The sequence below is a fragment of the Klebsiella sp. X1-16S-Nf21 genome (genome assembly GCF_002837615.1).
Classification (GTDB): Bacteria; Pseudomonadota; Gammaproteobacteria; order Enterobacterales; family Enterobacteriaceae; genus Klebsiella; species Klebsiella variicola.
Genome location: NZ_PJDK01000047.1, coordinates 1 through 26,382, shown reverse-complemented (window position 1 = coordinate 26,382; position 26,382 = coordinate 1). Strand labels below are relative to the sequence as shown.

The window sequence follows — 26,382 nt, the reverse complement described above, 5'->3', positions numbered from 1 at the left end:
GTATTATAAGTAACGTTAATTGCATGAATGCTCTTTAATGAGTAATATTTCACTCATCATCCTTTTTGGAGGGCGCGATGGAAACATTAACGGTACAAGCCTTTCTCAATGCGGAGTGGCAAGACATTGCGTTGATAAAATTCCCCGGTAGTGAGCAAGGGGACTGGTTTACAACACAAATCGACTATCTTACCGATTACGCCATCGACTTTCTGGAACGCGATGACTATCACGCCGTGTCGCTCAACCATCCCGTTTCGCTTTATTTTGAGGATCACGGAAATCCTGGATGGTTAAGATTTATAGACGATATCATTCCAGGCGGCGCCAGCCGACGTTACTGGGTTAACTTTTTAGATATCAGTGAACTTCCTCAGGGCCAGCAGAATTTCATCTTGCTCAAATTCGGCACGATGTCGCCAGTGGGAAATTTACGCATTAAAGACTCGGTGCCGGACTGGGATAGTCTGGCAAGCAGTAAAACGTTCTCTGTCACTGATGTCATGAATCGTGCCAGTGATTTTCTCGACTATGACCAGGAACGAGGAGCCGCAGCAGGAGGGGCTACATTATCCCTCTCTCTGGTTGCCGCGATTTGATATCAGAAGAGACGGTGATGGCCGGATAATGAGATTGGGAATGGAGTCAGTCTATTCTCTGTTACAAAAAGCGCCAGCGACGATACTTGATCATGAAACCACGCTGCGGATCCTAATCGAAAAGATCACATCCAGTAATATGGTAAGAGTACAGAATTATCGCTTTGATGTTCAAGGATTTATCATCGATTGGGTACGTCGAGACTTATTAAACATTATTTTTGGCAATAGTGATAACCATGGACGTAATACTGCATTTATGAAAGCAGATAATGAAATTATCCTTGCGCCAATCTACGATTTTGCACCAATGAAAGCCGACCCGGAAGGTATACCGCGCACGATGAAGTGGTCATTAGCCTGCGAATCAGGAGGCGAATATAACTTTGGCGCCATCGCACAAGCTTTGGCTGAATGGATCACCCCTGACACATTGCTTAATGCTTTAAGTGAAACCGCATCTCAACTCGTTGATTTACCATCCCGTCTTAAAGTACGCGGCGTTCCTGTTCAGATTCTGGAAATGCCATCAATTGGTTTTAAATTTATACCTGACAAACTCGATCGCTGGGGGCTGTTATGAAGACCCTGAATAAAAAAGAAACAGAAATCCAAAATACCTTAGCCAGGCTGCGGGCGGATAACCCACCATCCCTACCCGCCACCGGGGTAACGGCTACAGAAAAAAAAGCTCGTTCAGAGATAAGCAGACAACGCGTCTCGGCTGGTTTAAAAAAAGTCAAAACGGTCGATCGTCAGGCGGTCATTCACGCCATTATCCATGACATCATGCTAGGCGCCATCAGCCAGGGAGAGGCCCTGAAAAAACTGAGAGTAGAAGTTCTGGGTTTACGCCAGGATGAATATGCCCGGCTAGTGGATGTCTCTCGTAAGACCTTATCTGATGTGGAAAATGATAAAGGCAATTATTCTGCCGAGATCATTAATAAAATCTATAAGCCGTTTGGCCTTGAAACAGGACTCGTCCCTATTTCTAAAACACTTATTTCTTCTCTATTTAAATAGTAAAAACCCGCGCCAGGCGCGGGTTTTTGATGCGTTCAATCTTATTTCTTACGGGCGTATTTCAGGGAGTCCAGCGCCACGGCGAAGATAATAATCGCCCCCTTAATAATGTACTGCCAGTAAGGGTTGACGCCGATATAGGTCAGGCCGTAGTTGATGACGGTGAAGATAATCACCCCGGTCACCACGCCGAATACGGTCCCTACCCCGCCGCTGAACGAAACGCCGCCCACCACGCAGGCGGCGATGGCGTCCAGTTCGTACATAAAGCCGAGGTTATTGGTCGCCGAGCCGATACGCCCGGCTTCCAGCAGGCCGCCGAAGGCGTAAAACACGCCGGAGAGGGCATAGATCATCAGCAGGTTCAACGCCACGTTAACCCCGGAGACTTTCGCCGCTTCCGGGTTACCGCCGATAGCGAAGATGTTTTTACCAAAGCGCGTCTTGTTCCACAGGATCCAGACAAAGAAGACGGCAATCAGCGCGTAGAAGGTAATGTAGGACAGGCGGAACGAGCCCAGCGCCACAAACCCCTGGGCAAAATGGGAGAAGTGGCTGTCAAAACCGGAGATCGGCGACGCGCCCACGAAGTCGTAGTACAGCGAGTTAATGCCGTACACGATGATCATGGTGCCGAGGGTGGTAATAAACGGCGTCACGTTCAGGTAGGCGATGACGATCCCGTTAATCAGGCCGATGACCGCCCCGATGGCGCACACCAGCAGGATCACCAACGGGATCGGCATGGTCGCCATATCCGGGAACACCTTGTTGGCATTATCCACCGCCTGCAGCATGGTGGCGGCAATGACCGCCGCCAGTCCCACCTGACGGCCGGCGGAGAGGTCGGTCCCCTGCGTGACGATAAGTCCGGCCACGCCCAGGGCAATAATAATACGCACCGAAGACTGAGTCAGGATATTACTCAGGTTGAGCAGACTTAAAAATGTCGGATCCTGGAAAATAATAATGGCCAACAGGACCAGAAGGACGACATATATCCCACCCTCTTTCAGGTAAGTGAGAAAACTCTTTTTATTTAACGCACTCATGTGAAGCCCCTGATCTTAAAGGTGCAATGACGCAAGACGCAGTATTTCGTTTTGCGTGGTGGTTTTAGTCTCTACAATGCCCGCGACAAGGCCATTGCTCATCACCAGAATGCGGTCGGTAATCCCCAGCAGTTCCGGCATTTCGGAAGAAATAATAATGATCCCTTTGTCTTTTTTAGCCAGCTCGGCAATCAGCTGGTAGATCTCGAATTTGGCGCCGACGTCGATACCGCGCGTTGGCTCATCCAGCATCAGGATCTCCGGCTGGGTCAGCAGCCAGCGGCCTATAATGACCTTTTGCTGGTTACCACCGGAAAGCGAACCGATCTGCGTATGCTGGCCGGGGGTTTTAACGCGCATCGAGTCAATAACCCACTGGGTGTCGCTCTTCATTCGCGAGTTATCCAGCAAGCCGATGCTGTTTTTATATTTCTTAATATTGGAGATCAGCGAGTTAAAACCGATATCCAGATAGGCATAAATCCCGGTGGAGCGCCGCTCCTCGGTCACCAGTGCAAAACCGTGGTTAATCGCCTCGTTGGCGCTGTGGTTGTTGATCTTCTTACCGTGCAGGGTGATGGTGCCGCTGGCCTTCTCACGGATCCCGAACAGGGTCTCCACGATGTCGGTGCGTTTAGCGCCTACCAGGCCGGCGATACCGAGAATTTCGCCCTTATGCAGATCAAAGGAGACATCGCGAATGGAGGGTTGACGCAGCGAGGTGAGATTGCGCACCTGGAGGATCACTTCTCCCGGGGTATTTTCGCGATCCGGAAAACGCTGGTTGAGCGAGCGCCCGACCATCATGGCGATAATCTTGTCCATATCCAGCCCTTCCAGCGGCTGGGTGGCGATCCACTGGCCGTCGCGCAGGATGGTTATTTCATCGCACAGCTGGAAAATTTCTTCCATTTTATGCGAGATATAGACGATACCGCAGCCGCGATCTTTCAGCTTGCGGATGATCTTAAACAGATGGTTGACCTCTTTTTCCGTCAGCGATGACGTCGGCTCGTCCATGATGACGATTTTGGCGTCATAGGAAAACGCCTTAGCGATCTCAATCATCTGCATCTGGGATACCGATAAGGTACCGACGCGAGCGCGCGGGTCGATATCAATATCCAGCTCATCAAAAATGGCCTTGGTATCCCGGTACATTTTGTCCTGATCGACAAACATGCCTTTGGTGGGATAGCGTCCGAGCCACATGTTATCCATGACTGAACGCTGTAAAACCAGGTTTAATTCCTGATGCACCATCGATATACCGTTTTCCAGGGCTTCTTTCGCCGAATGGAAATCGATCTCTTTTCCCTGAAAAAGAATGCTACCGGAATCTTTTTGATAGATCCCAAAAAGGCATTTTAATAATGTCGATTTGCCGGCGCCGTTCTCACCCATTAACGCATGAATGGAGTGCGGACGAACCTTCAGGTTGACATTATCAAGAGCCTTGACGCCAGGAAACGATTTGTTGATGTTGGTCATTTCCAACAAATATTCGCCTGACCGTTCGCTATTATTGCTGACCATAGTTATACCTGGCTGCGTTCATGCACGCCCCGTCCGGCGCAATAACGCCAGCAGGAGTCTGGTTCTGTATCAGGAATAATCGGGCGTGGTTAAACCACGCCCGCAACTCACATCACGATTACTTGCCGGTAAACTGGCTCAGGTTGTCTTTATCGACGCCCACGTACGGTACGCGAACAATCTTGTTGTCAATTTTCCAGTTGGTGCCCGCCGCGGCTTCTTTACCTTCCGCGAGGTTTTTCGCCAGATCGAAGGTCGCTTTTGCCTGGTTGTTGGCATCGTTCAGCACGGTACCGGCCATCGCACCGGATTTCACCAGCGCCAGCGCTTCTGGCAGGGCATCGACGCCAAACACCGGAATGCTGCTCTTGTTGTGCGCTTTCAGCGCTTCAACCGCACCCATCGCCATGGCATCGTTGTTCGCGATCACTACTTCAATCTTGTTCGCATTCGGGCCGGAGAGCCAGGCGTCCATTTTGTCTTTCGCCTGCGCGGTATCCCACATGGCGGTATCCAGCTGCAGCTGCTGGGTCTTCAGACCTTTATCATTCAGCTCTTTGATAACGTAGGTGGTACGCGCTTCCGCATCCGGATGGCCCGGCTCGCCTTTCAGCAGGACGAACTGGATCTGACCGTCTTTATTCAGATCCCAGTTCGGGTTGGCTTTCCAGTGCTTGGCGATCAGATCGCCCTGAATAATCCCGGACTCTTTCGAATCGGTACCGACGTAATAAGCTTTGTCATAACTATCCAGCGCTTTGCGGGAAGGCTCTTTGTTGAAGAACACCACCGGAATATTCTGCCCGCGCGCTTTTTCAATCACCGTTCCCGCTGCCGCCGGGTCAACCAGGTTAATCGCCAGCGCCTTCACGCCTTTCGCCAACAGCACGTCAATCTGATCGTTTTGCTTCGACTGGTCGTTCTGCGAGTCATTCATCAGCAGCTGGACGTCAGGCGCGGATTTGCCATCTTTTTCAATCGCCTTACGCACCACCGACATAAAGTTGTCGTCATATTTATAAATCGTCACGCCGATACGGGTATCTGCTGCGTGTGCGGCGGCGCCAAATAACAGACCAGCCATTACAGCAGACAGGGTAAACACCTTCTTATTCATGGAATCTCCGGTTTTATTATGCAGGGTCATTATTGTGAAAAAGTGCGGGCGGGGTTTGTTGCATTAGTGTTACCGCACAACGCATTTCACGACGAAAATTCGGTCTTCCGTGTCGGGTAACGCTCCAGAAAAATACGACTCTAAAACTCGTTTAACGCCTTGTTCCTACTTAAAAAAGTGAGGATAACCCATCACCTCGTGGTTCAGACTGGTAAACGCTGCCATCATAATCAGGCGAATGTTAATATACTGTGAATTTACTCACAAATTGAAAGCGGTTACATCCCATCACCGCTTCAGTTAGTGATCGGCCCCACAGTTTGCCGCTGGGCAACGGAATGACGGCGCACCAGCGTCGGCATAAAGCAGTGCGTTGCCTCGCGATCCAGCTTGCCGGCCGCCCCCAGCAGCGCCAGCTCGGTGGCCAGCTTTGCCATCGACATTACCGGATAGCGCACGGTAGTGAGTTGAGGATCGGTGTAACGGGAAATAGGAATATCATCAAAGCCAATCAGCGACAGATGCTGCGGCACGACAATGCCGTTGTCCTTCAGGGTCGTCAGCGCGCCGGCCGCCATGCTGTCGTTATAGGCGAATACCGCGGTGAGACCGAGATTACGCCCCAGCAGTTCGACCATCGCCGCCTCGCCGCCCTGCATATCCGGGGAGCCAGAACCGACCCAGCTGTCCGGGGCGATGATGCCCTGCTCCTGCAGCGCTTTGCTCCACCCTTCCCGGCGCATATCGTCATCTTCAATGCCGTGGTTTGAGGAGAGATAGCCGATGCGCTGGTGACCGTGATTGAGCAGCATGCGGGTGGCCATCAGCGCGCCGCTGACGTTGTCGAGCCCGACGCAGCGATGGGCAAAGCCTGGCACAATGCGGTTGATCAGCACCATTCCCGGGATATGTTGCATAAAGTCGCTCAGTTCATCATCGCTGAGCGCTTTCGAATGGACAATCAGCGCCGAGCAGCGCTGGCGGATCAGCACCTCGATGGCGTGGCGCTCTTTTTCCGCCTCGTGATAGCTGTTGCCGATTAGCACATACTTCTGATGCTGCTGGGCGACGGTATCCACCGCTTTCACCAGCGCGCCGAAGAAGGCGTCGGAGACGTCCATCACCACCACGCCGATGGTATCGCTCACCTGGGTGGCCAGCGCCTGGGCGTTGGCGTTGGGTCGGTAGCCCAGTTGGGTCACCGCTTTCATCACGGCGTCGCGCGTATCCGGACTCACCAGCGCGCTGTTGTTCAGCACCCGCGACACGGTGGCCACGGATACACCCGCCTGGCGGGCGACATCACGAATGGTGATCATACTCAGCGACCTTAAGAGAATTACAGCACGTCACATTCACCTCCTGTGCTCAGCAAGGAGGCTATTCTGGCAGCGACCCGCGGTCCGCTACGTGAGTGAGGTCACACGGCTGGAAACGTTTACATCCGTTTTGTTAATGATTGTGATCGAGATCGTTATCTGGATGTGTCTTTCAATGATGTGCCTGACGCACGCAGGGTTAACTGACGCCACAGCCATTCCACCGGCCCCTGGCGGAAGCGGCGCAGCCACAGCGATGAGACAAGGAGGTTAACGGCCCAGATGGGGGGAACAAAGGCCAGCAGCTGCAGACGATCGAAGCGCATAAACAGCCCGAGATGATAAAACAGGGTGGTGCAGATCAGGGTCTGCAACAGGTAGTTGGTCAGCGCCATGCGTCCGACGCAGGCGATAGCGCCCACCAGGCGGAAACGGCACAGCTGCGGCCAGTAGCCCCAGGCCAGCGAGGCATAGCCGATCGCCTGTAAGGGGGCGCTCAGTTCGCGCGGCGCCTGCAGCAAAAACGCACACCAGCGATAGTCCCAGGCCAGATACCACTGGGCGAATATTGCCGGCAGATTTACCGCCATGCCGGCAACCACCAGCAGGGCACCCGTGCGCCGGTAGTGACGCAGACTGAACTGCCCTTTGAGCCAGCCGCTGCGCATTAGCGCCGCGCCCATCAGCATCATCCCCGCCAGCTGCCAGCCATACTGGGCGCCCAGCGCCAGCAGATTGTCCGATAGCATATCCGCCCGGTTGCTGACCGCCTCCATGCCGCCGTGCAGCTTCCAGTACTGCTCATACTGCAGGTTCGCCGCATCCGGCACCCAGGAGCGATTCGCCGCCGTCCCGGAGATGACTCCCAGCAGGACCAGCACCGCAATGCCGATGAGGTAGAGCACCACCCCGGTATTGAACAGCGATTTGACATGGTGCGCCTCACGCACCATGCGCCAGCTCACCAGCCCCACCAGGGCGTAGGCCAGCAGAATGTCGCCATCCCAGAAAAAAAGACCGTGAATGAAACCGAGCAGCGCCAGCAGCGTCAGCCGCGACTGGATCCAGCGCTTCCCTCGCGGGAGCAATAGCTGCAGACCGGCGCCAAACAGCAACGCGAACAGGGTGAGAAACTTCACCTGCGCCAGCAGGTCGAGGAGTGCCCACGTCCAGGCATCGCTGAGGGTCGCGCTTCCTGACCAGGCGGGATTGAGGTAAGCGGCCTTCGGCAAGCCGAAGGCGCTGATATTGAGAAGCAGGATACCGAGGATGGCGACGCCGCGGACAAAGTCCAGCGTGACATTTCTCTCCATGTACCCTGCTCCGTTTTAGTTGTGGTGACGTACTGCGCGCAGGAATTCCTGGCGGGTATTCTGGCTGGATTTAAACAGGCCGCCGAGAGAGGTGGTGGTGGTGGCGCTGGTCGCATCGCGAATGCCGCGCGCCTTCACGCAGTAATGCACCGCGTCAATGGATACCGCCACGTTGCTGGTGCCGAGCAGCGTCTGCAGCGCGATCAGGATCTGCTGGGTCAGACGCTCCTGGACCTGCGGACGCTGAGCGAAAAACTGCACGATGCGGTTGATTTTCGACAGGCCGATCACCGCATCTTTCGGGATATAGGCTACTGTCGCTTTACCATCGATGGTGACGAAATGGTGTTCGCAGGTGCTGGTCAGGGTGATATCGCGCACGGTCACCATTTCATCAACCTTCATTTTGTTTTCAATGACGGTGATTTTCGGGAAGCGGGAGTAATCCAGCCCGGAGAAGATCTCATCGACATACATTTTGGCGATGCGATGCGGGGTCTCCATCAGACTGTCATCACTCAGATCCAGATTCAGCAGTTGCATAATCTCGGTCATATGACCGGTAATCAAACGCTTGCGTGTTTCGTTATCAATTTCTTGTACTGGCGCACGCATCGGCGTCTCCAGCCCACGAGCGACCAGCGCTTCATGAACGAGGACGGCTTCTTTACTCAGTGATGACATTTGGGTTTCTCCTGCAGGTGTGGCGCTCTTTGCTTTTTCTGGGGGCAAAGTTTGTATTCATTGTGCGTGAGGTGGCGCACAGAATCCAGTAGCCGTAACGATAATTATTGAAATTGGCGCTGCCTTTTATTAGGGCCTGAAGCCGCGCCTCAGGCGCGGCGCCAAATCCTTATCGCCGAATCCGGAATGATCTAACCGCTGTACGCATCCATAAGCGCCATCGCTACACCGGCATGTTGGCTATAAGTAGCATTAATGATGCAGTAAGTTCTCAAAAGGAGAAAGTGAAAGTTACTCACCGGCTAATGAAATATCTGTATTATGAACGTTTACGCGCACCCCCCTTTCGAGGAGCCTTGCATGGAACTGCTTGAAGAGCATCGCTGTTTCGACGGTCGGCAACAACGCTGGCGTCATCACTCCCCTGTCCTGAACTGCGCCATGACGTTCAGCATTTTTTTACCGCCTGAGCGCGAAACGCCGCCGCCGGTACTGTACTGGCTGTCCGGGCTAACCTGTAACGACGAAAACTTTACCACCAAGGCGGGCGCCCAGCGCATTGCCGCTGAGCTGGGCATCGCGCTGGTGATGCCGGATACCAGCCCGCGCGGTGATGAGGTCGCCAACGATGATGGATACGATCTGGGGCAAGGAGCCGGCTTCTACCTGAATGCCACCGAGGCGCCGTGGGCGGCGCACTATCGGATGTATGATTATCTGCGCGATGAACTGCCCGCGCTGATCCGTAGCGAGTTTAGCGTCGGCGAACGCTGCGCCATCAGCGGCCATTCGATGGGCGGTCACGGCGCGCTGGTAATGGCGCTCAAAAATCCGGGCCGCTATGCCAGCGTCTCCGCCTTCGCGCCGATCGTCAATCCCGGCCAGGTGCCGTGGGGCAAGAAAGCGTTTACCGCCTATCTGGGTGCGGATGAATCGACATGGCAGTCGTGGGACAGCTGCGCGCTGATGCAGGCCAGCCAGCCGGCTGACGCCGTGCCGACGCTGATCGACCAGGGCGATAACGATCCGTTCCTCGCCGGGCAATTACAACCGGCCGTACTGGCGGAAACCGCCCGCCAGAAGGCCTGGCCGTTAACGCTGCGTATCCAGCCTGGCTACGACCACAGCTATTACTTCATTGCCTCGTTTATTGAAGACCATCTGCGCTTCCATGCGCAGCATCTCTTTGCCTAAACGCCACTGCGCCGCGAAGCAGCTTCACGGCGCATGCTCAGGCCCGCAGGCCACGTTTTAGTGCCGACGATCAGAAGCGATAATCCACCGCCATAAAGTAGCGACGGCCCTCTTCGGTGTAGCTGTAGTCGTCCCGGCTCAGATCTTTATCTCCCACGTTCTGCACCCCGGAGCGCAGTTTCACGTTTTTGGTCACCTGCCATGCCGCGCCAACGTCAAACAGGGTGTAGCCGCCCGGCGTTTTGCCGGTGGCGCTTACCGCGCGTTGCTGGCCGGTATAGTTGGCCGTCACGTAGAAGGACCAGTCGTCCAGCGGTTTCCAGTCAAGCGTGCCGTTGGCGGTATGGAACGGCAGCGTCTGCAGCGGTTTGTCGCCGCCATTGCTCAGATCGCGGCCATCGTTATAGGTGTAGTTCATCGTCAGCTTCCACTCATCGCCAAACGGGATCTTCACCTCCGTCTCCACCCCTTTGATGCGGGCTTTGTTGACGTTGAAATAGCGGAAGATCGGCACGCGCTTGCCGTTGACGGTTTTCCAGCCGACAAAGTTCGGGTAGCCCGGCGCTTCGCTGGCGCTGGAGGTGCGCAGAACATCGATCATATCGTCGACATTATTCTGGAAGGTGGTGATGCTGCCTTCGACATCCTGCAGCCAGCCCTCTTCCCCACGGTAGTAGAGACCGAGCTCGAAACTTTCACTGGTTTCCGGTTTCAGGTCCGGGTTACCGATGATGCTGCACGACCCGCGGCAGGAGTTGGTGGTCCAGTCGGGGTTAAGCTGCAGCAGCGACGGGGCTTTAAACGCCGTCGCCCAGCCGCCTTTGACGGTGACGGTATCGGTGGCGTTATACACCAGATAGGCGCGTGGGCTCCAGTGATCGCCATAGGTCTGATGGTCGTCCATACGAATGCCGGTGGTCAGCGCCAGCGGCTCGATGATGCGCCATTCGTCTTCGATAAACAGGGCGTACTGACTGGCGGAGGTCGACTGGCCGCCACTGCTCAGGTTGACCGGATCTTTGAGTTTATCGTGGCGCCATTCGCCGCCGAAGGTCACCAGCTGGTTAATCATGTCCAGCGGCAGGACATACTTGCCATCGATGGCATTGCTTTCCGAGGTGATGGTCCCGTTCTGCCCCGGATTTTTGTTATCCACCTTTTCGCCGTAGAACTTGAGCTCGCTGTTGCCCATATCCCAGCGGCCATTATGGCTCAGGGAGTAGTTCTCACGCTCAAGGCGGTTGCGGTCAAGGGAATCGGAGTCGCGATCCTGACGGTCAAAGCCATAGCCCGCGGTGAAATCGTGGTTGTCGTTCGGCGTCCAGGCGAATTCAACATTGCCATCGCGGCTGGTGAAGCCCTCGATGCGCGGCGTCTCGCCGGTGGCGCTGCTGGAAGACTGCGGATCGTCCTTGGCGCGTTTTGCCAGGCTGCCGTAGGCCTTCATCCCGAGCACGCCGTCGATCAGCGGACCGCTGGTGAAGAACTGGCCGTTCCAGGTATCACCGCGGTCGCGGTGTTCCTGAATGGTGGTATCGGCGCTCAGCGTCCCGGTCCATTTCTGGCCGATTTTTTTGGTAATGATGTTGACCACGCCGCCGAGCGCATCGGAGCCGTAAAGGGAGGACATCGGGCCGCGCACCACCTCGATACGTTCGATGGCATCCACCGGGATCCAGTTCAGGTCGAAGTCATTGTGGCGGAAGACGGCGTTGCGGGAGTTGACGCGTTTCCCGTCGACGAGGATCAGGGTATAGCTGCTGCTCAGACCGCGAATGCTGACGCCCTTGCGGTTATCCCCTTCGTTAGTGAGCTGGACCCCAGGGACATCGCGCAGTACGTCTTTCAGGTTCTGGACGGGCTTACGTTGTAAATCCTGCTGGGTGATGACGCTGATGCTCGCCGGCGCGTCTTTGACGCTCTGTTCAGTGGCCGAGGCGGTCACCACCAGCGTTTCTTCATTTACATCGGCGAGAGCCGGAAACGCCAATGATACGACGGACGCAGACAATCCCGCCCGGATAAAAGGGTTTAACCTGAACATTCCAAATCTCCATGAGGTGTACAACCAAACAAACAAAAAGGTGCTGCTCACACGCGCTGGCGGCCTGTCGCTCTGTCGGCGGCATGCTCGCGCTGTTTTCTCGTCGATGTGGCTGGTCGCCCGATGTCAGTCTGACCCAATGGCAGAGACGGGGAGTGGCTTCATCCGTAATGGGCGAAAATGATAAAGATAATGATTACGATTATCAATATAATTATGAAGAATTGTGTCAAGCTGTAACCGTGCGGACATAAAAAAAGCCCTCTTTTCAGAGGGCTTTTATCGCACAATTGCGAAGATTAACGCTTAAAGCGCTCCGGGAAGGTCATTTCGCTGTAGCGAACAAAGCGGGTGCCTTTCGCCAGCTTGTAACCAAACCAGATGACGAGGAACAGCGGAATACCGATGTAGGTCGCCGCCACGCCGCCCCAGTCAATGGTGTCCTTGAGGAACGCTTCGTAGTTCTGTCCGAGGGTGATGATCAGGCACAGCACGAAAGCGAAGATCGGCCCCAGCGGGAAGAACCCGGAACGATACGGCAGATTATTAATATCGTTACCCTGCATGACGTAGCCACGACGGAAACGATAGTGGCTGATCGCAATCCCCAGCCAGGCGATAAAGCCGGTCATCCCGGAGGTGTTCAGCAGCCACAGGTACACCGTCTGGTTGCCGAACATGGACGTCAGGAAGCACAGCGCCGCGATAACAGTGGTCGCGTACAGCGCGTTGCGCGGCACGCCGCCACGCGACAGCTTCGAGAAAATACGCGGCGCTTTGCCGTCGCAGGCCAGGGTGTACAGCATACGCGTGGAAGCGTACATCCCGGAGTTACCGGCCGACAGAACGGCAGTCAGGATAACCGCGTTCATGATCGCCGCCGCCGACAGCAGACCAGCATGCTGGAAGACCAGCGTGAACGGGCTGACGGAGATATCCTTCACGTCGTTGCGCAGCAGGCTCGGGTCGGTGTACGGAATGATCAAGCTGATAATCAGAATGGCGAAAACGTAGAACAGCAGGATACGCCAGAAGACCTGGCGCACCGCGCGCGGGATGTTCTTCTCCGGATCCTCAGACTCACCGGCCGCGATGCCGATAAGCTCAGTGCCCTGGAAGGAGAAGCCGACAATCATCGCCACGCCGATCATCGCCGAGAAACCACCGGCGAATGGCGCATCAGCGATCCCCCAGTTGCTCCAGCCAGTGGGCTGCGACCCTTTGAAGATGCCGACAATCATCATCACGCCGACAATAATAAAGATAATGACGGTGGCGACTTTGATCAGCGAGAACCAGTATTCCGCCTCGCCAAAGCCGCGCACCGAGATCCAGTTCAGCAGGAACATAATGCCAAGGAACAAGGCGCTCCAGATCCAGCCCGGGGTATCAGGGAACCAGTAGCTCATCACCAGTTGCGAAGCCACGAGGTCAACGGCGATCGTCACCGCCCAGTTGTACCAGTAGTTCCAGCCCAGCGCGAAGCCGAAGCCTTCTTCAACATAATTCTGGCCGTAGGTGGCGAAGGAACCGGACACCGGCATAAACGCCGCCAGCTCGCCCAGGCTGGTCATCAGGAAATAGACCATCAAACCGATCAGAATATAAGACAGCAGCGCCCCGCCGGGACCTGCTTGCGAAATGGTTGCGCCAGAGGCAACAAAAAGACCCGTACCGATGGAACCGCCAATGGCGATCATGGTCAAGTGGCGCGCCTTCAGTTCACGACGTAGCGTGGGCGCTTCTGTGGTTTTAGTTTCCGAAACCATGTGATAATGCTATCCATCCAAAAAATGAGGCGCGATTGTAGCAGACGATCGGGGTTCCATCCGGTACAAATGCAAAGTTATAAGAGAGCTTCATGATCGCCCGCAAATTATTAGTAAAGCACTAACCTGCGGAATTGCCAGCGAATTCCCCCCGTTATGAGGCGTAAAAACCGGGTGCTACACCTGGCAATATTGCAGAAAACGTTGTAATGCTTTGGAAATATGCTTCTGCCGATGATGGATCCGCCACAGCGTGCGCGTCAGCCGGGGCAATGGCACTTTCAGCTCCGCCAGCGTGCCCGAGGCCAGCTGTTCGGCAATCACCCGGCGCGATAAACAGCTGATGCCCAGGCCATGCCGGACGGCGTGCTTGATCGCCTCCGAATTGCCCAGCTCCATGCCCATATGAAACGCCGGCAGATGCGACAGCAGTACATAATCGACAATCTCCCGGGTACCGGACCCATGCTCGCGCAGGATCCACGGCGCCTCAGCCAGTTGCTGCAGGGTCACCTCCCCCGCCAGCAGCGGCGAATCAGGCGCAGCAAACACCACCAGCTCATCTTCCAGCCACGGCTCGGCAATGATGTCGGCGGCATGGCACGGCCCCTCAATCAGACCGAAATCCACCCGCAGGTCGGCGACGGCGTTGATCACATCCAGGCTGTTGCCGACGCTCAATTCCACCGGCAGTTCCGGGAAGTCATGGCGATAACGGGCGATGATCTCCGGCATAATATAGTTGCCGATGGTGCTGCTGGCGTAGACCCGGATCGCCCCGTTATCGCCGCGAAACAGCTGTTCGATCTCCAGCGCCCGCTCCAGCAGCGCCAGCGCACGCGGGTACAGCAGCCGTCCGTGCTCATTCACCACCAGTCGTTTACCGACGCGGTCAAACAGCTGCACGCCGAGCTGCCCTTCCAGATCGGTCAGCGCGGCGCTGACCGCAGATTGCGAAAGCGCCAGCATCTGTGACGCCTGAGTGGTTGACCCACTCTTATGGACTTCGGCGAACACTTCCAACTGCCGCAGCGTAATATGCATAACCCACCCGTTTAGTAATCCAACCTGAATAACCTTCCTTACTATGGTGACACAAATCGAGGCGGCTGAAGGAAGGAAAATCCGCTTATGTCACAAAATCATCGTCTTGCCGGGAAACCACCCCGCTTTCGCCGCATCGCTCCCCTGCCCCCCCTTGTCAGCGACGATGCGGTCCTTAACCACTTATTACGATTGATTATAAACATATAATCAATTTTATATTTAACCGCGCGCGGCGTAACCTTTAGGCAGACAAAGGAGAAGGTTATGACAGCACTCACTTTACCCACCAAACATCGTTCCCTGTGGCATTTTGTCCCAGGCCTGGCGCTGACCGCCGCGCTGACCGGCGCCGCCCTGTGGGCCGGGAGTTTCCCGGCCATCGCCGGCGCAGGCTTTAGCGCCCTGACCCTCGCTATCCTGTTCGGAATGGTCGTCGGCAACACGGTCTACCCGAAAATCTGGCAGCCCTGCGACGGCGGGGTGATCTTCGCCAAGCAGCACCTGCTGCGCCTGGGGATCATCCTCTACGGCTTCCGCCTGACGTTCGCCCAGATTGCCGACGTCGGCGTGAGCGGTATTTTGATTGACGTTCTGACGCTCTCCAGTACCTTTTTCATCGCCTGCTTCCTTGGCCAGAAAGTGTTTGGTCTCGACAAACACACCAGCTGGCTGATCGGCGCCGGCAGCAGCATCTGCGGCGCGGCGGCTGTGCTCGCCACCGAGCCGGTGGTCAAAGCCGAAGCCAGTAAAGTGACGGTCGCCGTCGCCACGGTGGTTATCTTCGGTACCATCGCCATCTTCCTCTACCCGGCGATGTACCCGCTGCTGGCGCACTGGTTTACTCCGGAGACCTACGGGATCTATATGGGTTCCACCATGCATGAAGTGGCGCAGGTGGTTGCCGCCGGCCATGCGGTCAGCCCGGACGCCGAGAACGCGGCGGTTATCGCCAAAATGCTGCGCGTCATGATGCTGGCTCCGTTCCTGCTGTTCCTGGCGGCGCGTGTTAAACAGCTGACCCCGGCAGGCAACGGCGAGAAAAGCAAAATCACCATTCCGTGGTTCGCGATTATGTTCATCCTGGTGGCGGTGTTTAACTCCTTCCATCTGCTGCCGAAAGCCGTGGTGGATATGCTGGTGACGCTGGATACCGTTCTGCTGGCGATGGCAATGGCCGCCCTCGGGGTCACCACTCACGTCAGCGCGCTGAAAAAAGCCGGGGCGAAACCGCTGCTGATGGCGCTGATGCTGTTCGTCTGGTTGATTGTCGGCGGCGGGGTCATTAACGTCGCTATCCACAGCCTGATGGCATAAAGCACTACATCTTTCTCCAGTTAAGCCGCTATCATTACCCACCCCCCAGCGGCTTTAACTGGAGTTTTTTTATGAAATACGTAGGAGCGCACGTGAGCGCCTCAGGTGGACTGGCCAATGCCGCCATTCGCGCCGCCGAAATCGAAGCAACCGCCTTCGCCCTCTTCACCAAAAACCAGCGCCAGTGGCGCGCCGCGCCGCTCAGCGACGAAACCATCGCCGAATTCAAAGCCGCCTGCGAAAAGTATCACTTTGGCCCCGGGCAGATCCTGCCGCACGACAGCTACCTGATTAACCTCGGCCATCCGGTGGAAGAGGCGCTGGAAAAATCCCGTGATGCCTTCATTGATGAGATGACCCGCTGCCAGCAGCTGGGGCTGACGCTGCTCAACTTCCACCCCGGCAGTCATCTGCAGCAGATCCCGGAGGAGGCGTGCCTGGCGCGCATCGCCGAATCGATCAATATCGCGCTGGCGAAGACCGAAGGCGTCACCGCGGTGATCGAAAACACCGCCGGCCAGGGCAGCAACCTCGGCTTTAAGTTCGAGCACCTCGCGGCGATTATCGACGGCGTGGAAGATAAATCCCGCGTCGGCGTCTGCATCGATACCTGCCACGCGTTCGCTGCCGGCTATGACCTGCGCAGCGCCGAAGCCTGCGAGAAGACCTTTGCCGACTTCGAGCGTATCGTCGGCTTCCAGTATCTGCGCGGCATGCACCTGAATGATGCCAAGAGTACGTTTGGCAGCCGCGTTGACCGTCACCATAGCCTTGGCGAAGGCAACATTGGCCACGACTGCTTCCGCTGGATCATGCAGGACAGCCGCTTCGACGGCATTCCACTGATTCTGGAAACCATCAACCCGGATATCTGGGCGGAAGAGATTGCCTGGCTGCGGGCGCAGCAGATCGCCGAAGTGGCGTAAAACAGAGACAAAAAAAGGGCCGAACAATCGGCCCTTTTTTATTACGGTAAGATTATGCCGCTTTTTCGACGTCCACTACCTGCGCTTCCGGGCGTTTCAGCACCGCGTAGGAGAGGCCCGCCACCAGCGTCCCGGCAACAATCGCCAGCAGGTAGCCCAGCACCGGCGTAATCGCTCCCGGGATCAGCAGGACAAACAGACCGCCGTGCGGCGCCATCAGTTTTGCGCCAATCGCCATCGAGATAGCGCCGGTTACCGCGCCGCCGACGATGCAGCAAGGCAGCACGCGCATCGGGTCACGGGCGGCAAAAGGAATCGCCCCTTCAGAGATAAAGCACAGGCCGAGAACCAGCGCGGCTTTCCCCCCTTCACGCTGCCCTTTGTCGAACTTATTGCGGGCAACCAGCGTCGCGATACCCATCGCCAGCGGAGGCACCATACCGGCCGCCATGATCGCCGCCATCGGCGCGTAGGTCTGGGTACTCAGCAGGCCCACGCCAAAGGCATAAGCCGCTTTATTCACTGGCCCGCCCATGTCGGTACACATCATCGCGCCGAGGATTGCGCCCAGCAGAACCGCGTTCGCGGTGCCCATGGTTTGCAGCCAGTGGGTCAGCCAGGCGAGAATACCGGCTACCGGTTTACCGATCAGGTAGATCATCGCCAGACCCACGATCAGGCTGGAGACCAGCGGAATGATCAGGATTGGCTTCAACGCTTCCATACTCTGCGGCAGTTTCAGCTTCGTGCTGATGGCTTTCGCCACGTAACCGGCAAGGAAACCAGCGATGATCCCGCCGATAAAGCCGGAGCCGCCGCTGACCGCCAGCATACCGCCGATAAGACCCGGGGTCAGGCCCGGACGGTCGGCAATGGAGAAGGCGATAAAGCCTGCCAGCACCGGTACCATCAGCGCGAAGGCCGAGCCGCCGCCGATCTGCATCAGCGCCGCCGCCAGGGTGTCTTTCACTTCAAACGCTTTGATCCCGAAGGCAAAGGAGAGCGCAATACACAGGCCCCCGGCCACCACCATCGGCAGCATGTAGGAGACGCCGGTCAGCAGGTGGCGGTAGGCGCCCGCCGACTCTTTTTTCCCTTCGCCAGCAGCCTGAGGTTTACCGGACGGCTGGTACGGTTTGGCTTCGGCCACCGCTTTATCCAGCTCCTGGGCGGTTTTCTTCAGCGCCAGACCGGTGGTAGTGCGATACATTGGCTTACCGGCGAATTTCGCCAGGTCCACCTCGATATCGGCAGCGACGATCACCAGATCCGCCTCGGCCACCTCTTCCGGGGTGATGGCATTGCCAGCCCCGACGGAGCCGCGGGTTTCCACCTTCACCCACCAGCCGCGTTTTTTGGCTTCGGTTTCGATGGCTTCTGCCGCCATAAAGGTATGAGCAACGCCGGTCGGGCAGGCCGTGACCGCGACAATACGTTTCGGTCCGCCGGTAGCCGCCGGGACTGCCGCAGCGGCAGGGGCCGCGTACGGCGTTGCGTGACCTTTGGCTTCGCTGAGGAACAGCTCCGGGTGCGCCACGGCGCGATTAATATCGCCGAGGTAGACCTGTTTGCCGTTCAGCGCGCTGTCGGTGGGCAGCGCCGCGCCCAGCACAATCACCAGTTCGGCGTCGTTCGGGTTATCAATCAGTTCAAGGTGCGCTTTAGGCGCTGCCGCTCCCAGCAGGGTTTTCGCCATATAGGCGCGCGCCTGTCCGAGTCCGGCATCAATAATCAGCAGCGTTTTCATTATGCCTCTCCTGCTGTCAATTAAAGGGTTGTAAGTCGACGCGCGCCATCATCGCGGCCAACTGGGTACGGTCGGTAATACCCACGTTGCTCTGGCTGACGGCCAGGGCAGCGACGGCAGTCGCCAGGCGCAGGGTATGCTCGCTGGATTCACGCATCAGCAGGCCGTAAATCAGGCCGCCAACCATCGAATCGCCGGCGCCGACGGTGCTGACCACTTCCACTGAAGGCGGTTTGGCAATCCACTCACCGGAGGCGTTCACCCACAGCGCGCCCTCTTCACCCAGGGAAATCACCACGTGGGCGATACCCTGCTCGCGCAGCGCATGGGCGGCTTCGATAACATCTTTCATCTCCGGCAGCTTACGCCCGGCCCAGATTTCCAGCTCGCGACGGTTCGGTTTCACCAGCCATGGCGCCGCTTTCAGTCCGGCAACCAGCGCTTCGCGGCTGCTGTCGAAAATAATGCATGGGCACTGGCTGCGCAGACGGGTCATCCAGTCGGTGAAGGCCTCCGGGCTGACGCCGGACGGCAGGCTGCCGCTGACGCAGACCATATCGAACTGCCCGAGCCAGCTCAGGGAGTCGTTGACGAAGCGTTCCCAGTCGCCCGGGGTGACTTCAAAGCCGGAGAAGTTGAAATCCGTCACTTCGCCATCTTTTTCCGTCAGCTTAACGTTGATGCGGGTCCTACCCTGCACCACCTGGAAACGGTTGGCGATCCCCAGCTCGCTGAACAGCTGCTGAAAGCCATCCTGGTTGTCTTTGCCCAGGAAGCCGCCGACGGTGACATCAATGCCGAGATCTTTCAGCACTTTCGCCACGTTGATGCCTTTCCCGGCGGCATGCAGGCCGGTGGTGCGCACCAGGTTCACTTCACCGCGTTCAATCTCCGGGGTGAACCCCACCAGATCGTACGCCGGGTTTAACGTAATCGTTGCTACACGTCTGCTCATTTATGCGCCCTCCCCAAGGCCTGCGGCGATCGCTTCGCCAATCGCATCCAGCGCTTGTTGCGCATCCTCACCCTGCGCGGTGAAACGCAGACGGTGACCTTTTTTCACACCCAGCGCCACGACCTTCATCAGGCTGCGACCGTTGGCCGGCTTGCCGGAACCGTCGAGGTTGGTGACGGTGATGTCGCTGGAGAATTGTTTAATCGTATTGACCAGCATGGTGCCCGGTCGGGCATGCAGGCCGTGCTCATTGCGCACCACGAATTCGGCGCTCAGCACGTCTTCCGCAATGGCATCGTCGCTGGTCAGCAGCGCCAGCACGGTGGCGGCGTCGGCTTTCAGCAAACGGTCAGCTTTCTTGTCCAGCAGCAGCTTGCTCAGGCGGTTCAGCACCGCAGTCGGCTGCTCATCGGCCATCGCCACCGTGACCAGCAGGGAAACCGGCTGATCGTCGCGGGTAAAGGCATTAGCCGCGCGGCTGACCGCCACGGCGCTGCGCAGATTGCCTTCCGCACTGTCGTTCAGCCAGACGCCCTGACCGAGGTTCAGCGGCGTATCGTTGATAGCGTGGCTTACGAATGCCGTGTCAGCGGCACCCACTTCTTTCAATCGCGCCGCGTTCAGCGCCTGCAGGGTCAGCAGATCGCTGGCCGCCACGTCGAGGCTGAGGGTCTCGTTGTCCAGCTTCAGCGCTTCGCTCTGTTTTTCCCCCATCAGCAGCGCACGCAGCTCTTCCGCGGTGGTGGCGGACTGCAGCTGCGCGGCTACCGCGTCATCGCTTAGCACATGGGTCAGCTGACGCAGCAGGCCAAGGTGTTCATCTGAGCTGGCGGCAATCCCGATCGCCACATAGGCGGTCTGCCCTTCGCCCCAGGTGACGCCCTGCGGGAACTGAAATACCTGGACGCCGGTCTTCAGCACCTGGTCACGGGTGTCCGTCGTGCCGTGCGGGATCGCAATCCCGTTGCCGAGGAAGGTCGAGGTCTGCTGCTCGCGAGCCAGCATACCGTTCACGTAGCCATCAGCCACGTTGCCGGCGCTGACCAGCGCGGCGGCGACCTGCCGGATGGCCTCTTCTTTATTACCGGCCTGCTGGCCGGGATGAATATCCTGCACAGATAACTGGAACATGGTTCTCCTCTCCTGCTGAATTGAATCGTTTCAGCTAACTTGAGAAAAAAGGCGCCATCTGACGGGGAACGGATTGTCGAATGACGCTGAAACGTTTCAAGAATTTTGTACCTTTCTTGCTCAACGCGCAAGGTACGTCAGCGACTTGATTGCAGAACTTAGAGGTACTGCACACTTTTGCTGAAGCCTTTGCTATCGACCACCGCAAACGTCAGCTTTTTGCTGAACATTGTATTTTGAAACGCCTTTTTAATTATTCGTGCCATACTACTGTTCATTTTCAGCCAGCAGGCGTAAACTCCGCGCCGTCTCCTGAAACTACAGAAAACCGAACATGCAAAACCGTAGCGCCGCCCTTCCCCGACGCGGGTTCGATGTAACCTCTTCCGCATTCTTGATCGTCGCCTTTCTGACAGGCATTGCCGGGGCGTTGCAAACCCCAACCCTGAGCCTCTTTTTGACCAACGAAGTGCACGTCCGCCCGGCGATGGTCGGCTTCTTTTTTACTGGTAGCGCCGTCATTGGCATTCTGGTCAGCCAGTTCCTCGCTGGCCGCTCCGACCGCCGGGGCGATCGCAAACAGCTGATTGTCGTCTGCTGCCTGCTGGGGGTGCTGGCCTGCCTGCTGTTTGCCTGGAACCGGAACTACTTCATTTTGCTGTTTATCGGCGTCTTCCTCAGTAGCTTTGGCTCGACCGCCAACCCGCAGATGTTCGCCCTCGCGCGCGAGCACGCCGACAAGACCGGTCGCGAAGCGGTGATGTTCAGCTCCATTTTGCGCGCCCAGGTCTCCCTGGCATGGGTGATTGGTCCCCCGCTGGCCTACGCCCTGGCGATGGGGTTTGGTTTTACCGCAATGTATCTCAGCGCTGCGGCGGCGTTTATCGTCTGCGGGATCATGGTCTGGCTGTTCTTACCCAGCATGCATAAAGCGGCGGCGGTGGCGACGGGCCGGCTGGAAGCCCCGCGCACGCACCGCCGCGATGCGCTGCTGCTGTTTAGCATCTGCACGCTGATGTGGGGCACCAACAGCCTGTACATCATTAATATGCCGCTGTTTATCATTAATGAGCTGCATCTGCCGGAGAAGCTGGCCGGGCTGATGATGGGCACCGCGGCCGGACTGGAAATTCCTACCATGCTGATTGCCGGTTATTATGCCCGGCGCTTTGGTAAACGCTTTCTGATGCGCCTTTCGGCAGTGGCCGGTGTGTTGTTTTACGTGGGCATGTTGACGGTGCATACGCCGGCGCTGCTGCTGGCGATGCAGGTGCTGAACGCCGTCTATATCGGGATCCTCGCCGGGATCGGCATGCTCTATTTCCAGGATCTGATGCCGGGGCAAGCGGGCGCGGCCACTACCCTCTACACCAATACCACCCGCGTCGGCTGGATCATCGCCGGTTCACTGGCGGGGGTAGTAGCGGAGATCTGGAGCTATCACGCGGTGTTCTGGATAGCGCTGGTCATGGGTATCACCGCTCAGGTCTGCCTGTGGCGGATCAGAGACGTGTAGGCAAGACGGCCCGGCCTCGACCGGGCCATCCTGATTAATGATCCAGATAGAGGTAATGCAGCCAGCTGGTCATTCGTAGCAGGACTTTGCGCATAATCGACACATGGGCAAAATAATCGGTATAAACCGCCGCCTGCGCACTGACCCCGTCCGGTAAATGTTCCACTTCCGGGTGGGGATCGAGGTCGATCAGCACATAGATGCCCTCTTTTCCGGCTCCGGCGCTCAGCCCCTGCAGCGCACCGCTGGCCTGGTAGCTGCCATCCGGGATCGCCGGCAGCACCCGCGATACCTTACCGCTATAGACGCTGCCCGGCAGACCGTTAAACACCACCTCCGCGCTATCCCCGGCCGTCAGACGCAGAACCGAGTTCTGGCGGAATACCGCCACCACCTGGCGCTTTTGCTGGGGAATAAACACCAGCACCGGCTTGAAGGGCAGACGTACCGCGGTCATCCCCGGCCGCGCCAATAGCTGGGTAACGTAGCCATCGCTCGGCGCACGAACCACAGTTTGCGCCAGATTATACTCCGCCTCGAGGATCTGCGATTTCAGACTGGCAATGTTGGCATCAAGCCCGTTATAGCGGCCAGACACCTGCTCTCTGGCGTTTTGTAATTGCGCTTTCGCCGCCTGCAATACCGCCGTCTGGATCTGCACCTGCTGCCTGGCGTGAGTCACATCCTGTTCCGAGAAAGGATTGACCGGCATGGCCGCTCCCTGGGCATAACGCTGGTAGTCACGGGTAACGCGATCGTACTCGGCCTGCGCCTGCTGCACTCTGGCGCTGGCATCGTCAATGGTCGCCTGCTTCGCCCGCAGCGTCGCCTCCTCGGCCGCCAGATCGGCCTGCAGTTTGTTCAACCGCGCGCGGTAGCGGGTGTCATCGATGCGGAACAGCAGTTCGCCCTTCTTCATTAACACGTTGGTTTTAGTCGTAACCTCAACCACCTCGCCTGAGACCTGAGGCACCATCGGAATAGAAACGACAATTTTTTGCGCCCGCAGCGTATAGGGATGGTTATAGTTCATCGTTAATATTAACGCGCCTACGACCACTATTCCGCCTAATATGGCAGTGGGTATTGTCCATTTATTTACTGGAATGCGAAATATCTTAAAAACGCCCCAGGCGATGGCGACATAGCAAAGGATAATTAACAGATCCATATTATTTCTCGTTATTCCCCGCTGACGCTTGCTGGCTGTTTTTTAACGCCGCTTCGAGTAATGCGATACGTTGCTCCAGTTCCTCGCGTTGCAGACTATCCTCGGTCTGCGAAGCCATCCCCCACCCGCGGTCAGGGCGGTACAAGGTGGCCCAGATCCACAGAAAAGGCCAGATAGCATGCAGGGTAAACAGGCTTATCCAGCCCGCCACATGAATCGCGTCCTGATGGGGGTGCTGCCGTTTTTGCGCGATATGATAGGGAATATCGTGGATAATAATCACTCCATAAAATAATATGAGAAAAACCAGTATTAATACAAACAAAGCAAAATAATTAAGCAGCATGGTGCATATACACTCAGTAAGCCAGCGGGAAGATCGTTATTTTTAATGACGTCGAGGACCACAAAAGAAGCGATAAAACGCACAATTTTCCTTAAATAACGGACTGTTCAACGCAAAAGCCATCATACGTTTAGCGGATCAATAAATCACATGGCAATTCCGCCAAACTGGTATATCATTTTTGATATACAACAGATATCAGGCAGCGATAAGATGTTGAAAGACTTTAAAATGGATGAGCTGAGGATCATCTGCGCTATCGCCGAAACCGCCAGCGTGAGCCGGGCGGCCCAGCGCCTGAATATGCCCCAGTCTAACGTTTCGCGGACGCTGACCAGCGTGGAGCGGAAAGTCGGTTTGGCCATATTCCTGCGCACCGCCAGAGAGCTGGTGCGCACCGAGTTCGGCGAGCAGTTTATTCACGCCAGTCGCGCGGTTCTCGAACAACATGAGCAGCTTATCAACCTTGCCGACCGTTATAAGAACACGCTGCAGGGCGTGGTCACCCTTGGGGCGCCCATCGGTATCCATCAGTTTCTCGGGCGCTATATTCTGCCGGCGCTGAGGAAAACCCTGCCGGAGCTGCAGATCAATCTGGTCACCCGCAACGCCAGCGAGCGGGAACAGAAATACGGCGCCATCTTCAATAGCGACTGCGATCTGCTGATAAGCCCCTTTAAGCCGCAGAATGAAAATCTCATCGCCCGCCCCTTTACCCGCTTTCGCACCGGCGTCTTCGCCTCTCCGGACTATCTGGCGCAACATCCTATCGCCGAGCCGGAGGCGCTGGTGGATCATGAGTGCATTACCCTGCGCATGTTGGGCGGCAGCGACAATATCTGGACCTTCAAAAGCAAAAACGGCGAACCGCTTAATCTCACGGTAAAGGGGGGATTCGTTTGCGATAACACACTACCGGCGGTGGAGCTGGCGAAGCTGGGGATGGGGATCGTCTATGCGCCCTACTATTCACTCGCCACCGAGCTGGCGGCGGGACAGCTGGTTCCCTGTCTGAAAAAGGAGCGCTGTATCGACCTGCAGGCCTGGCTTATCTTCCAGCGGCGGGACATTCTCCCCCTGCGCGTACAGGCGCTACTCGACGGCCTCAGCGCCCATATCAAAAACCTGTCTCATCTGCTGCTTTAAGCTCAGGGCGCGGTGGCCAGCTCAAGATCCAGCAGCCAGGTGATGGCGTCATCGCGGTGGGTGAAGCACATCTCGGGCGAGGGCTGCAGGCTGGCGCACACCTTCGGGCGCAGAGGGGAGCCGAAAATCAGGCACAAGTTGTGCTCGGAAAGCTGAATACAGCGGGTATTGGCGGGCTTGCCCTGCGGCATGCCGGGTATTGGCGATGATATAGAGGGAGCGATGCAACATGCGCCACAATCGGTACGACATTCCACAACCCAGCTCCCAAACGCTCATTTTGTGCCACAGCCTAAACGTTTTGCCAGAAGATAGCAAAACTCGCGAATTCCGCTTGCCTGAAGGCGCGGGCGCGAGTAGTTTTACGCGATATTTTTGACTCGTTAAGTGACAGGATTACTGCAATGCCAAGAGCGAATGAAATTAAAAAAGGTATGGTGCTGAATTACAACGGCAAGCTGCTGATTGTGAAAAATATTGATATTCAGTCACCCAGCGCCCGTGGTGCTGCGACACTGTATAAAATGCGCTTCTCCGATGTGCGTACCGGCCTGAAAGTGGAAGAGCGCTTCAAAGGTGACGATATCGTCGATACCGTCACCCTGACCCGCCGTTTCGTTGACTTCTCCTATGTCGATGGCAACGAATACGTGTTCATGGATAAAGAAGACTATACCCCTTACACCTTTACCAAAGAGCAGATCGAAGAAGAGCTGCAGTTTATTCCGGAAGGCGGGATGCCGGATATGCAGGTGCTGACCTGGGACGGCCAGCTGCTGGCCCTGGAGCTGCCGCAGACCGTTGACCTGGAAATTATCGAAACCGCGCCGGGTATTAAAGGGGCATCCGCCAGCTCCCGCACCAAGCCAGCCACCATGAGCACCGGCCTGGTAATTCAGGTGCCGGAATACCTGACCACCGGTGAGAAAATCCGCATTCATATCGAAGAGTGCCGCTATATGGGCCGCGCGGATTAATCCTCTGTGACGCACCGACAGTAAAAAAGGACAGCCGCTGGCTGTCCTTTTTTATTTGGCGACGGTATGCCCCGATGCCGGGTAATATTCATTCAACACGGTTCCCGTATTTGTGCCGGATGGTGGCTGACGCCTTATCCGGCCTACGTACGACCTGTCGTTAATTTATTCACTATTCTTGCTGAAACTGCCGGTGTTGGCGGCCTCAACATCGCTGAGACGTTCCCGGAAGGCCGGGGCAGCCCGCATGGATGCGGGCTGAGGGCCGTGTTTTGCACGGACGCTGCCTCGGCCCGACCCGAAGCCTGCAGGGATAAGTCGAAGGTACCACGAAGTGGCGATTTTGCTGGCCGGAGCCCGGGGGTACAGGGGGCGGCGGCGACTGGCCGCCCCCTGTGCGCTCCCTGCACCATGAGTAACATAACGCAGAAGAAATATCGGGAGCGCAATCTG

General features: G+C 56.8%; 24 protein-coding genes. 9 read left to right on the top strand and 15 right to left on the bottom strand.

Annotation, left to right across the window (positions count from 1 at the left end):
• The first annotated feature begins 77 nt into the window (after positions 1-77).
• From CW267_RS31400 to CW267_RS19820, 3 genes are read left to right on the top strand one after another with little or no spacing between them, the layout of a single operon-like run.
• Complete coding sequence (locus tag CW267_RS31400; RefSeq protein WP_022064813.1) at positions 78-599, top strand: hypothetical protein; 522 nt, start codon at positions 78-80, stop codon at positions 597-599.
• Positions 532-1,182, top strand: coding sequence for a HipA domain-containing protein (locus tag CW267_RS31395; protein WP_226330289.1), 651 nt, complete (start codon positions 532-534; stop codon positions 1,180-1,182). The genes CW267_RS31400 and CW267_RS31395 overlap by 68 nt, the downstream gene beginning before the upstream one ends.
• Positions 1,179-1,625, top strand: a complete 447-nt coding sequence (locus CW267_RS19820) for a helix-turn-helix transcriptional regulator (protein ID WP_012541033.1) — start codon at positions 1,179-1,181, stop codon at positions 1,623-1,625. The genes CW267_RS31395 and CW267_RS19820 overlap by 4 nt, the downstream gene beginning before the upstream one ends.
• Positions 1,626-1,666: 41 nt before the next feature.
• On the opposite strand, the gene mglC is transcribed toward CW267_RS19820, so the two are convergent.
• The 6 genes from mglC to folE form a co-directional block, all read right to left on the bottom strand.
• Positions 1,667-2,677: a galactose/methyl galactoside ABC transporter permease MglC gene (gene mglC, locus CW267_RS19815; protein WP_002912871.1), complete on the bottom strand. Its 1,011-nt coding sequence runs from the start codon at positions 2,675-2,677 to the stop codon at positions 1,667-1,669.
• Positions 2,678-2,692: 15 nt separating this feature from the next.
• Entirely contained in the window at positions 2,693-4,213 is a 1,521-nt protein-coding gene (mglA, locus tag CW267_RS19810; RefSeq protein WP_008804029.1) for a galactose/methyl galactoside ABC transporter ATP-binding protein MglA, read from the bottom strand.
• Between the two features lie 118 nt (positions 4,214-4,331).
• Entirely contained in the window at positions 4,332-5,330 is a 999-nt protein-coding gene (mglB, locus tag CW267_RS19805; protein ID WP_008804028.1) for a galactose/glucose ABC transporter substrate-binding protein MglB, read from the bottom strand.
• A 296-nt stretch (positions 5,331-5,626) separates the two neighbouring features.
• Positions 5,627-6,649 carry an HTH-type transcriptional regulator GalS gene (gene galS, locus CW267_RS19800; RefSeq protein ID WP_012967553.1) on the bottom strand — a complete coding sequence of 341 codons (1,023 nt, stop codon included), beginning with the start codon at positions 6,647-6,649 and terminating at the stop codon, positions 5,627-5,629.
• Positions 6,650-6,804: 155 nt separating this feature from the next.
• Complete coding sequence (gene yeiB / locus CW267_RS19795; RefSeq protein WP_008804026.1) at positions 6,805-7,962, bottom strand: DUF418 domain-containing protein YeiB; 1,158 nt, start codon at positions 7,960-7,962, stop codon at positions 6,805-6,807.
• Positions 7,963-7,977: 15 nt separating this feature from the next.
• Positions 7,978-8,646 carry a GTP cyclohydrolase I FolE gene (gene folE / locus CW267_RS19790; protein ID WP_008804025.1) on the bottom strand — a complete coding sequence of 223 codons (669 nt, stop codon included), beginning with the start codon at positions 8,644-8,646 and terminating at the stop codon, positions 7,978-7,980.
• A gap of 360 nt (positions 8,647-9,006) precedes the next feature.
• Here folE and fghA point away from each other — a divergent pair, with 360 nt between their 5' ends.
• Positions 9,007-9,840: an S-formylglutathione hydrolase gene (gene fghA, locus CW267_RS19785; protein WP_008804024.1), complete on the top strand. Its 834-nt coding sequence runs from the start codon at positions 9,007-9,009 to the stop codon at positions 9,838-9,840.
• 70 nt (positions 9,841-9,910) lie between these two features.
• Here the strand turns inward: fghA and cirA are convergent, their stop codons facing one another.
• The 3 genes from cirA to yieE form a co-directional block, all read right to left on the bottom strand.
• A complete protein-coding gene (cirA, locus tag CW267_RS19780) occupies positions 9,911-11,884 on the bottom strand; it encodes a catecholate siderophore receptor CirA (RefSeq protein ID WP_023297993.1) in 1,974 nt (657 codons plus the stop codon).
• 299 nt (positions 11,885-12,183) lie between these two features.
• Positions 12,184-13,653, bottom strand: a complete 1,470-nt coding sequence (locus CW267_RS19775) for an amino acid permease (RefSeq protein ID WP_012541030.1) — start codon at positions 13,651-13,653, stop codon at positions 12,184-12,186.
• Between the two features lie 177 nt (positions 13,654-13,830).
• Positions 13,831-14,697 carry a DNA-binding transcriptional regulator YeiE gene (gene yieE / locus CW267_RS19770; protein ID WP_008804021.1) on the bottom strand — a complete coding sequence of 289 codons (867 nt, stop codon included), beginning with the start codon at positions 14,695-14,697 and terminating at the stop codon, positions 13,831-13,833.
• Between the two features lie 267 nt (positions 14,698-14,964).
• On the opposite strand from yieE, the gene CW267_RS19760 reads away from it, so the two are divergent.
• A complete protein-coding gene (locus CW267_RS19760; RefSeq protein ID WP_002912935.1) occupies positions 14,965-16,014 on the top strand; it encodes a YeiH family protein in 1,050 nt (349 codons plus the stop codon).
• A 71-nt stretch (positions 16,015-16,085) separates the two neighbouring features.
• Entirely contained in the window at positions 16,086-16,940 is an 855-nt protein-coding gene (gene nfo, locus CW267_RS19755) for a deoxyribonuclease IV (protein ID WP_012967549.1), read from the top strand.
• A gap of 52 nt (positions 16,941-16,992) precedes the next feature.
• On the opposite strand, the gene fruA is transcribed toward nfo, so the two are convergent.
• From fruA to fruB, 3 genes are read right to left on the bottom strand one after another with little or no spacing between them, the layout of a single operon-like run.
• On the bottom strand, positions 16,993-18,687 hold the full coding sequence (fruA, locus tag CW267_RS19750) for a PTS fructose transporter subunit IIBC (protein WP_012541027.1): 1,695 nt from the start codon (positions 18,685-18,687) through the stop codon (positions 16,993-16,995).
• 16 nt (positions 18,688-18,703) lie between these two features.
• Entirely contained in the window at positions 18,704-19,642 is a 939-nt protein-coding gene (fruK, locus tag CW267_RS19745) for a 1-phosphofructokinase (RefSeq protein WP_004103928.1), read from the bottom strand.
• Complete coding sequence (gene fruB, locus CW267_RS19740) at positions 19,643-20,773, bottom strand: fused PTS fructose transporter subunit IIA/HPr protein (protein WP_008804018.1); 1,131 nt, start codon at positions 20,771-20,773, stop codon at positions 19,643-19,645.
• Positions 20,774-21,107: 334 nt separating this feature from the next.
• Between fruB and setB the strand changes: the two genes are divergently transcribed.
• Positions 21,108-22,289, top strand: coding sequence for a sugar efflux transporter SetB (gene setB, locus CW267_RS19730; RefSeq protein ID WP_008804017.1), 1,182 nt, complete (start codon positions 21,108-21,110; stop codon positions 22,287-22,289).
• A 34-nt stretch (positions 22,290-22,323) separates the two neighbouring features.
• Here setB and CW267_RS19725 read toward each other — a convergent pair whose 3' ends face one another.
• Positions 22,324-23,460, bottom strand: a complete 1,137-nt coding sequence (locus CW267_RS19725) for an HlyD family secretion protein (protein ID WP_023297996.1) — start codon at positions 23,458-23,460, stop codon at positions 22,324-22,326.
• A 1-nt stretch (position 23,461) separates the two neighbouring features.
• Entirely contained in the window at positions 23,462-23,806 is a 345-nt protein-coding gene (locus CW267_RS19720) for a DUF3302 domain-containing protein (RefSeq protein ID WP_023297997.1), read from the bottom strand.
• Between the two features lie 213 nt (positions 23,807-24,019).
• On the opposite strand from CW267_RS19720, the gene CW267_RS19715 reads away from it, so the two are divergent.
• Entirely contained in the window at positions 24,020-24,952 is a 933-nt protein-coding gene (locus tag CW267_RS19715) for a LysR family transcriptional regulator (protein ID WP_008804014.1), read from the top strand.
• A 2-nt stretch (positions 24,953-24,954) separates the two neighbouring features.
• On the opposite strand, the gene CW267_RS19710 is transcribed toward CW267_RS19715, so the two are convergent.
• Positions 24,955-25,209 (bottom strand): YkgJ family cysteine cluster protein, encoded by a 255-nt coding sequence (locus CW267_RS19710; RefSeq protein ID WP_008804013.1) that lies wholly within the window; start codon positions 25,207-25,209, stop codon positions 24,955-24,957.
• Between the two features lie 147 nt (positions 25,210-25,356).
• Between CW267_RS19710 and yeiP the strand changes: the two genes are divergently transcribed.
• Positions 25,357-25,929 (top strand): elongation factor P-like protein YeiP, encoded by a 573-nt coding sequence (gene yeiP / locus CW267_RS19705; protein WP_002912951.1) that lies wholly within the window; start codon positions 25,357-25,359, stop codon positions 25,927-25,929.
• Positions 25,930-26,382 lie beyond the last annotated feature (453 nt).

Excerpts from the sequence above, each read along its gene's own strand:
- CW267_RS31400 (WP_022064813.1), top strand. The coding sequence starts at position 78 with ATGGAAACATTAACGGTACAAGCCTTTCTCAATGCGGAGTGGCAAGAC.
- CW267_RS31395 (WP_226330289.1), top strand. The coding sequence starts at position 532 with ATGACCAGGAACGAGGAGCCGCAGCAGGAGGGGCTACATTATCCCTCT.
- CW267_RS19820 (WP_012541033.1), top strand. The coding sequence starts at position 1,179 with ATGAAGACCCTGAATAAAAAAGAAACAGAAATCCAAAATACCTTAGCC.
- mglC (WP_002912871.1), bottom strand. The coding sequence starts at position 2,677 with ATGAGTGCGTTAAATAAAAAGAGTTTTCTCACTTACCTGAAAGAGGGT.
- mglA (WP_008804029.1), bottom strand. The coding sequence starts at position 4,213 with ATGGTCAGCAATAATAGCGAACGGTCAGGCGAATATTTGTTGGAAATG.
- mglB (WP_008804028.1), bottom strand. The coding sequence starts at position 5,330 with ATGAATAAGAAGGTGTTTACCCTGTCTGCTGTAATGGCTGGTCTGTTA.
- galS (WP_012967553.1), bottom strand. The coding sequence starts at position 6,649 with ATGATCACCATTCGTGATGTCGCCCGCCAGGCGGGTGTATCCGTGGCC.
- yeiB (WP_008804026.1), bottom strand. The coding sequence starts at position 7,962 with ATGGAGAGAAATGTCACGCTGGACTTTGTCCGCGGCGTCGCCATCCTC.
- folE (WP_008804025.1), bottom strand. The coding sequence starts at position 8,646 with ATGTCATCACTGAGTAAAGAAGCCGTCCTCGTTCATGAAGCGCTGGTC.
- fghA (WP_008804024.1), top strand. The coding sequence starts at position 9,007 with ATGGAACTGCTTGAAGAGCATCGCTGTTTCGACGGTCGGCAACAACGC.
- cirA (WP_023297993.1), bottom strand. The coding sequence starts at position 11,884 with ATGTTCAGGTTAAACCCTTTTATCCGGGCGGGATTGTCTGCGTCCGTC.
- CW267_RS19775 (WP_012541030.1), bottom strand. The coding sequence starts at position 13,653 with ATGGTTTCGGAAACTAAAACCACAGAAGCGCCCACGCTACGTCGTGAA.
- yieE (WP_008804021.1), bottom strand. The coding sequence starts at position 14,697 with ATGCATATTACGCTGCGGCAGTTGGAAGTGTTCGCCGAAGTCCATAAG.
- CW267_RS19760 (WP_002912935.1), top strand. The coding sequence starts at position 14,965 with ATGACAGCACTCACTTTACCCACCAAACATCGTTCCCTGTGGCATTTT.
- nfo (WP_012967549.1), top strand. The coding sequence starts at position 16,086 with ATGAAATACGTAGGAGCGCACGTGAGCGCCTCAGGTGGACTGGCCAAT.
- fruA (WP_012541027.1), bottom strand. The coding sequence starts at position 18,687 with ATGAAAACGCTGCTGATTATTGATGCCGGACTCGGACAGGCGCGCGCC.
- fruK (WP_004103928.1), bottom strand. The coding sequence starts at position 19,642 with ATGAGCAGACGTGTAGCAACGATTACGTTAAACCCGGCGTACGATCTG.
- fruB (WP_008804018.1), bottom strand. The coding sequence starts at position 20,773 with ATGTTCCAGTTATCTGTGCAGGATATTCATCCCGGCCAGCAGGCCGGT.
- setB (WP_008804017.1), top strand. The coding sequence starts at position 21,108 with ATGCAAAACCGTAGCGCCGCCCTTCCCCGACGCGGGTTCGATGTAACC.
- CW267_RS19725 (WP_023297996.1), bottom strand. The coding sequence starts at position 23,460 with ATGGATCTGTTAATTATCCTTTGCTATGTCGCCATCGCCTGGGGCGTT.
- CW267_RS19720 (WP_023297997.1), bottom strand. The coding sequence starts at position 23,806 with ATGCTGCTTAATTATTTTGCTTTGTTTGTATTAATACTGGTTTTTCTC.
- CW267_RS19715 (WP_008804014.1), top strand. The coding sequence starts at position 24,020 with ATGTTGAAAGACTTTAAAATGGATGAGCTGAGGATCATCTGCGCTATC.
- yeiP (WP_002912951.1), top strand. The coding sequence starts at position 25,357 with ATGCCAAGAGCGAATGAAATTAAAAAAGGTATGGTGCTGAATTACAAC.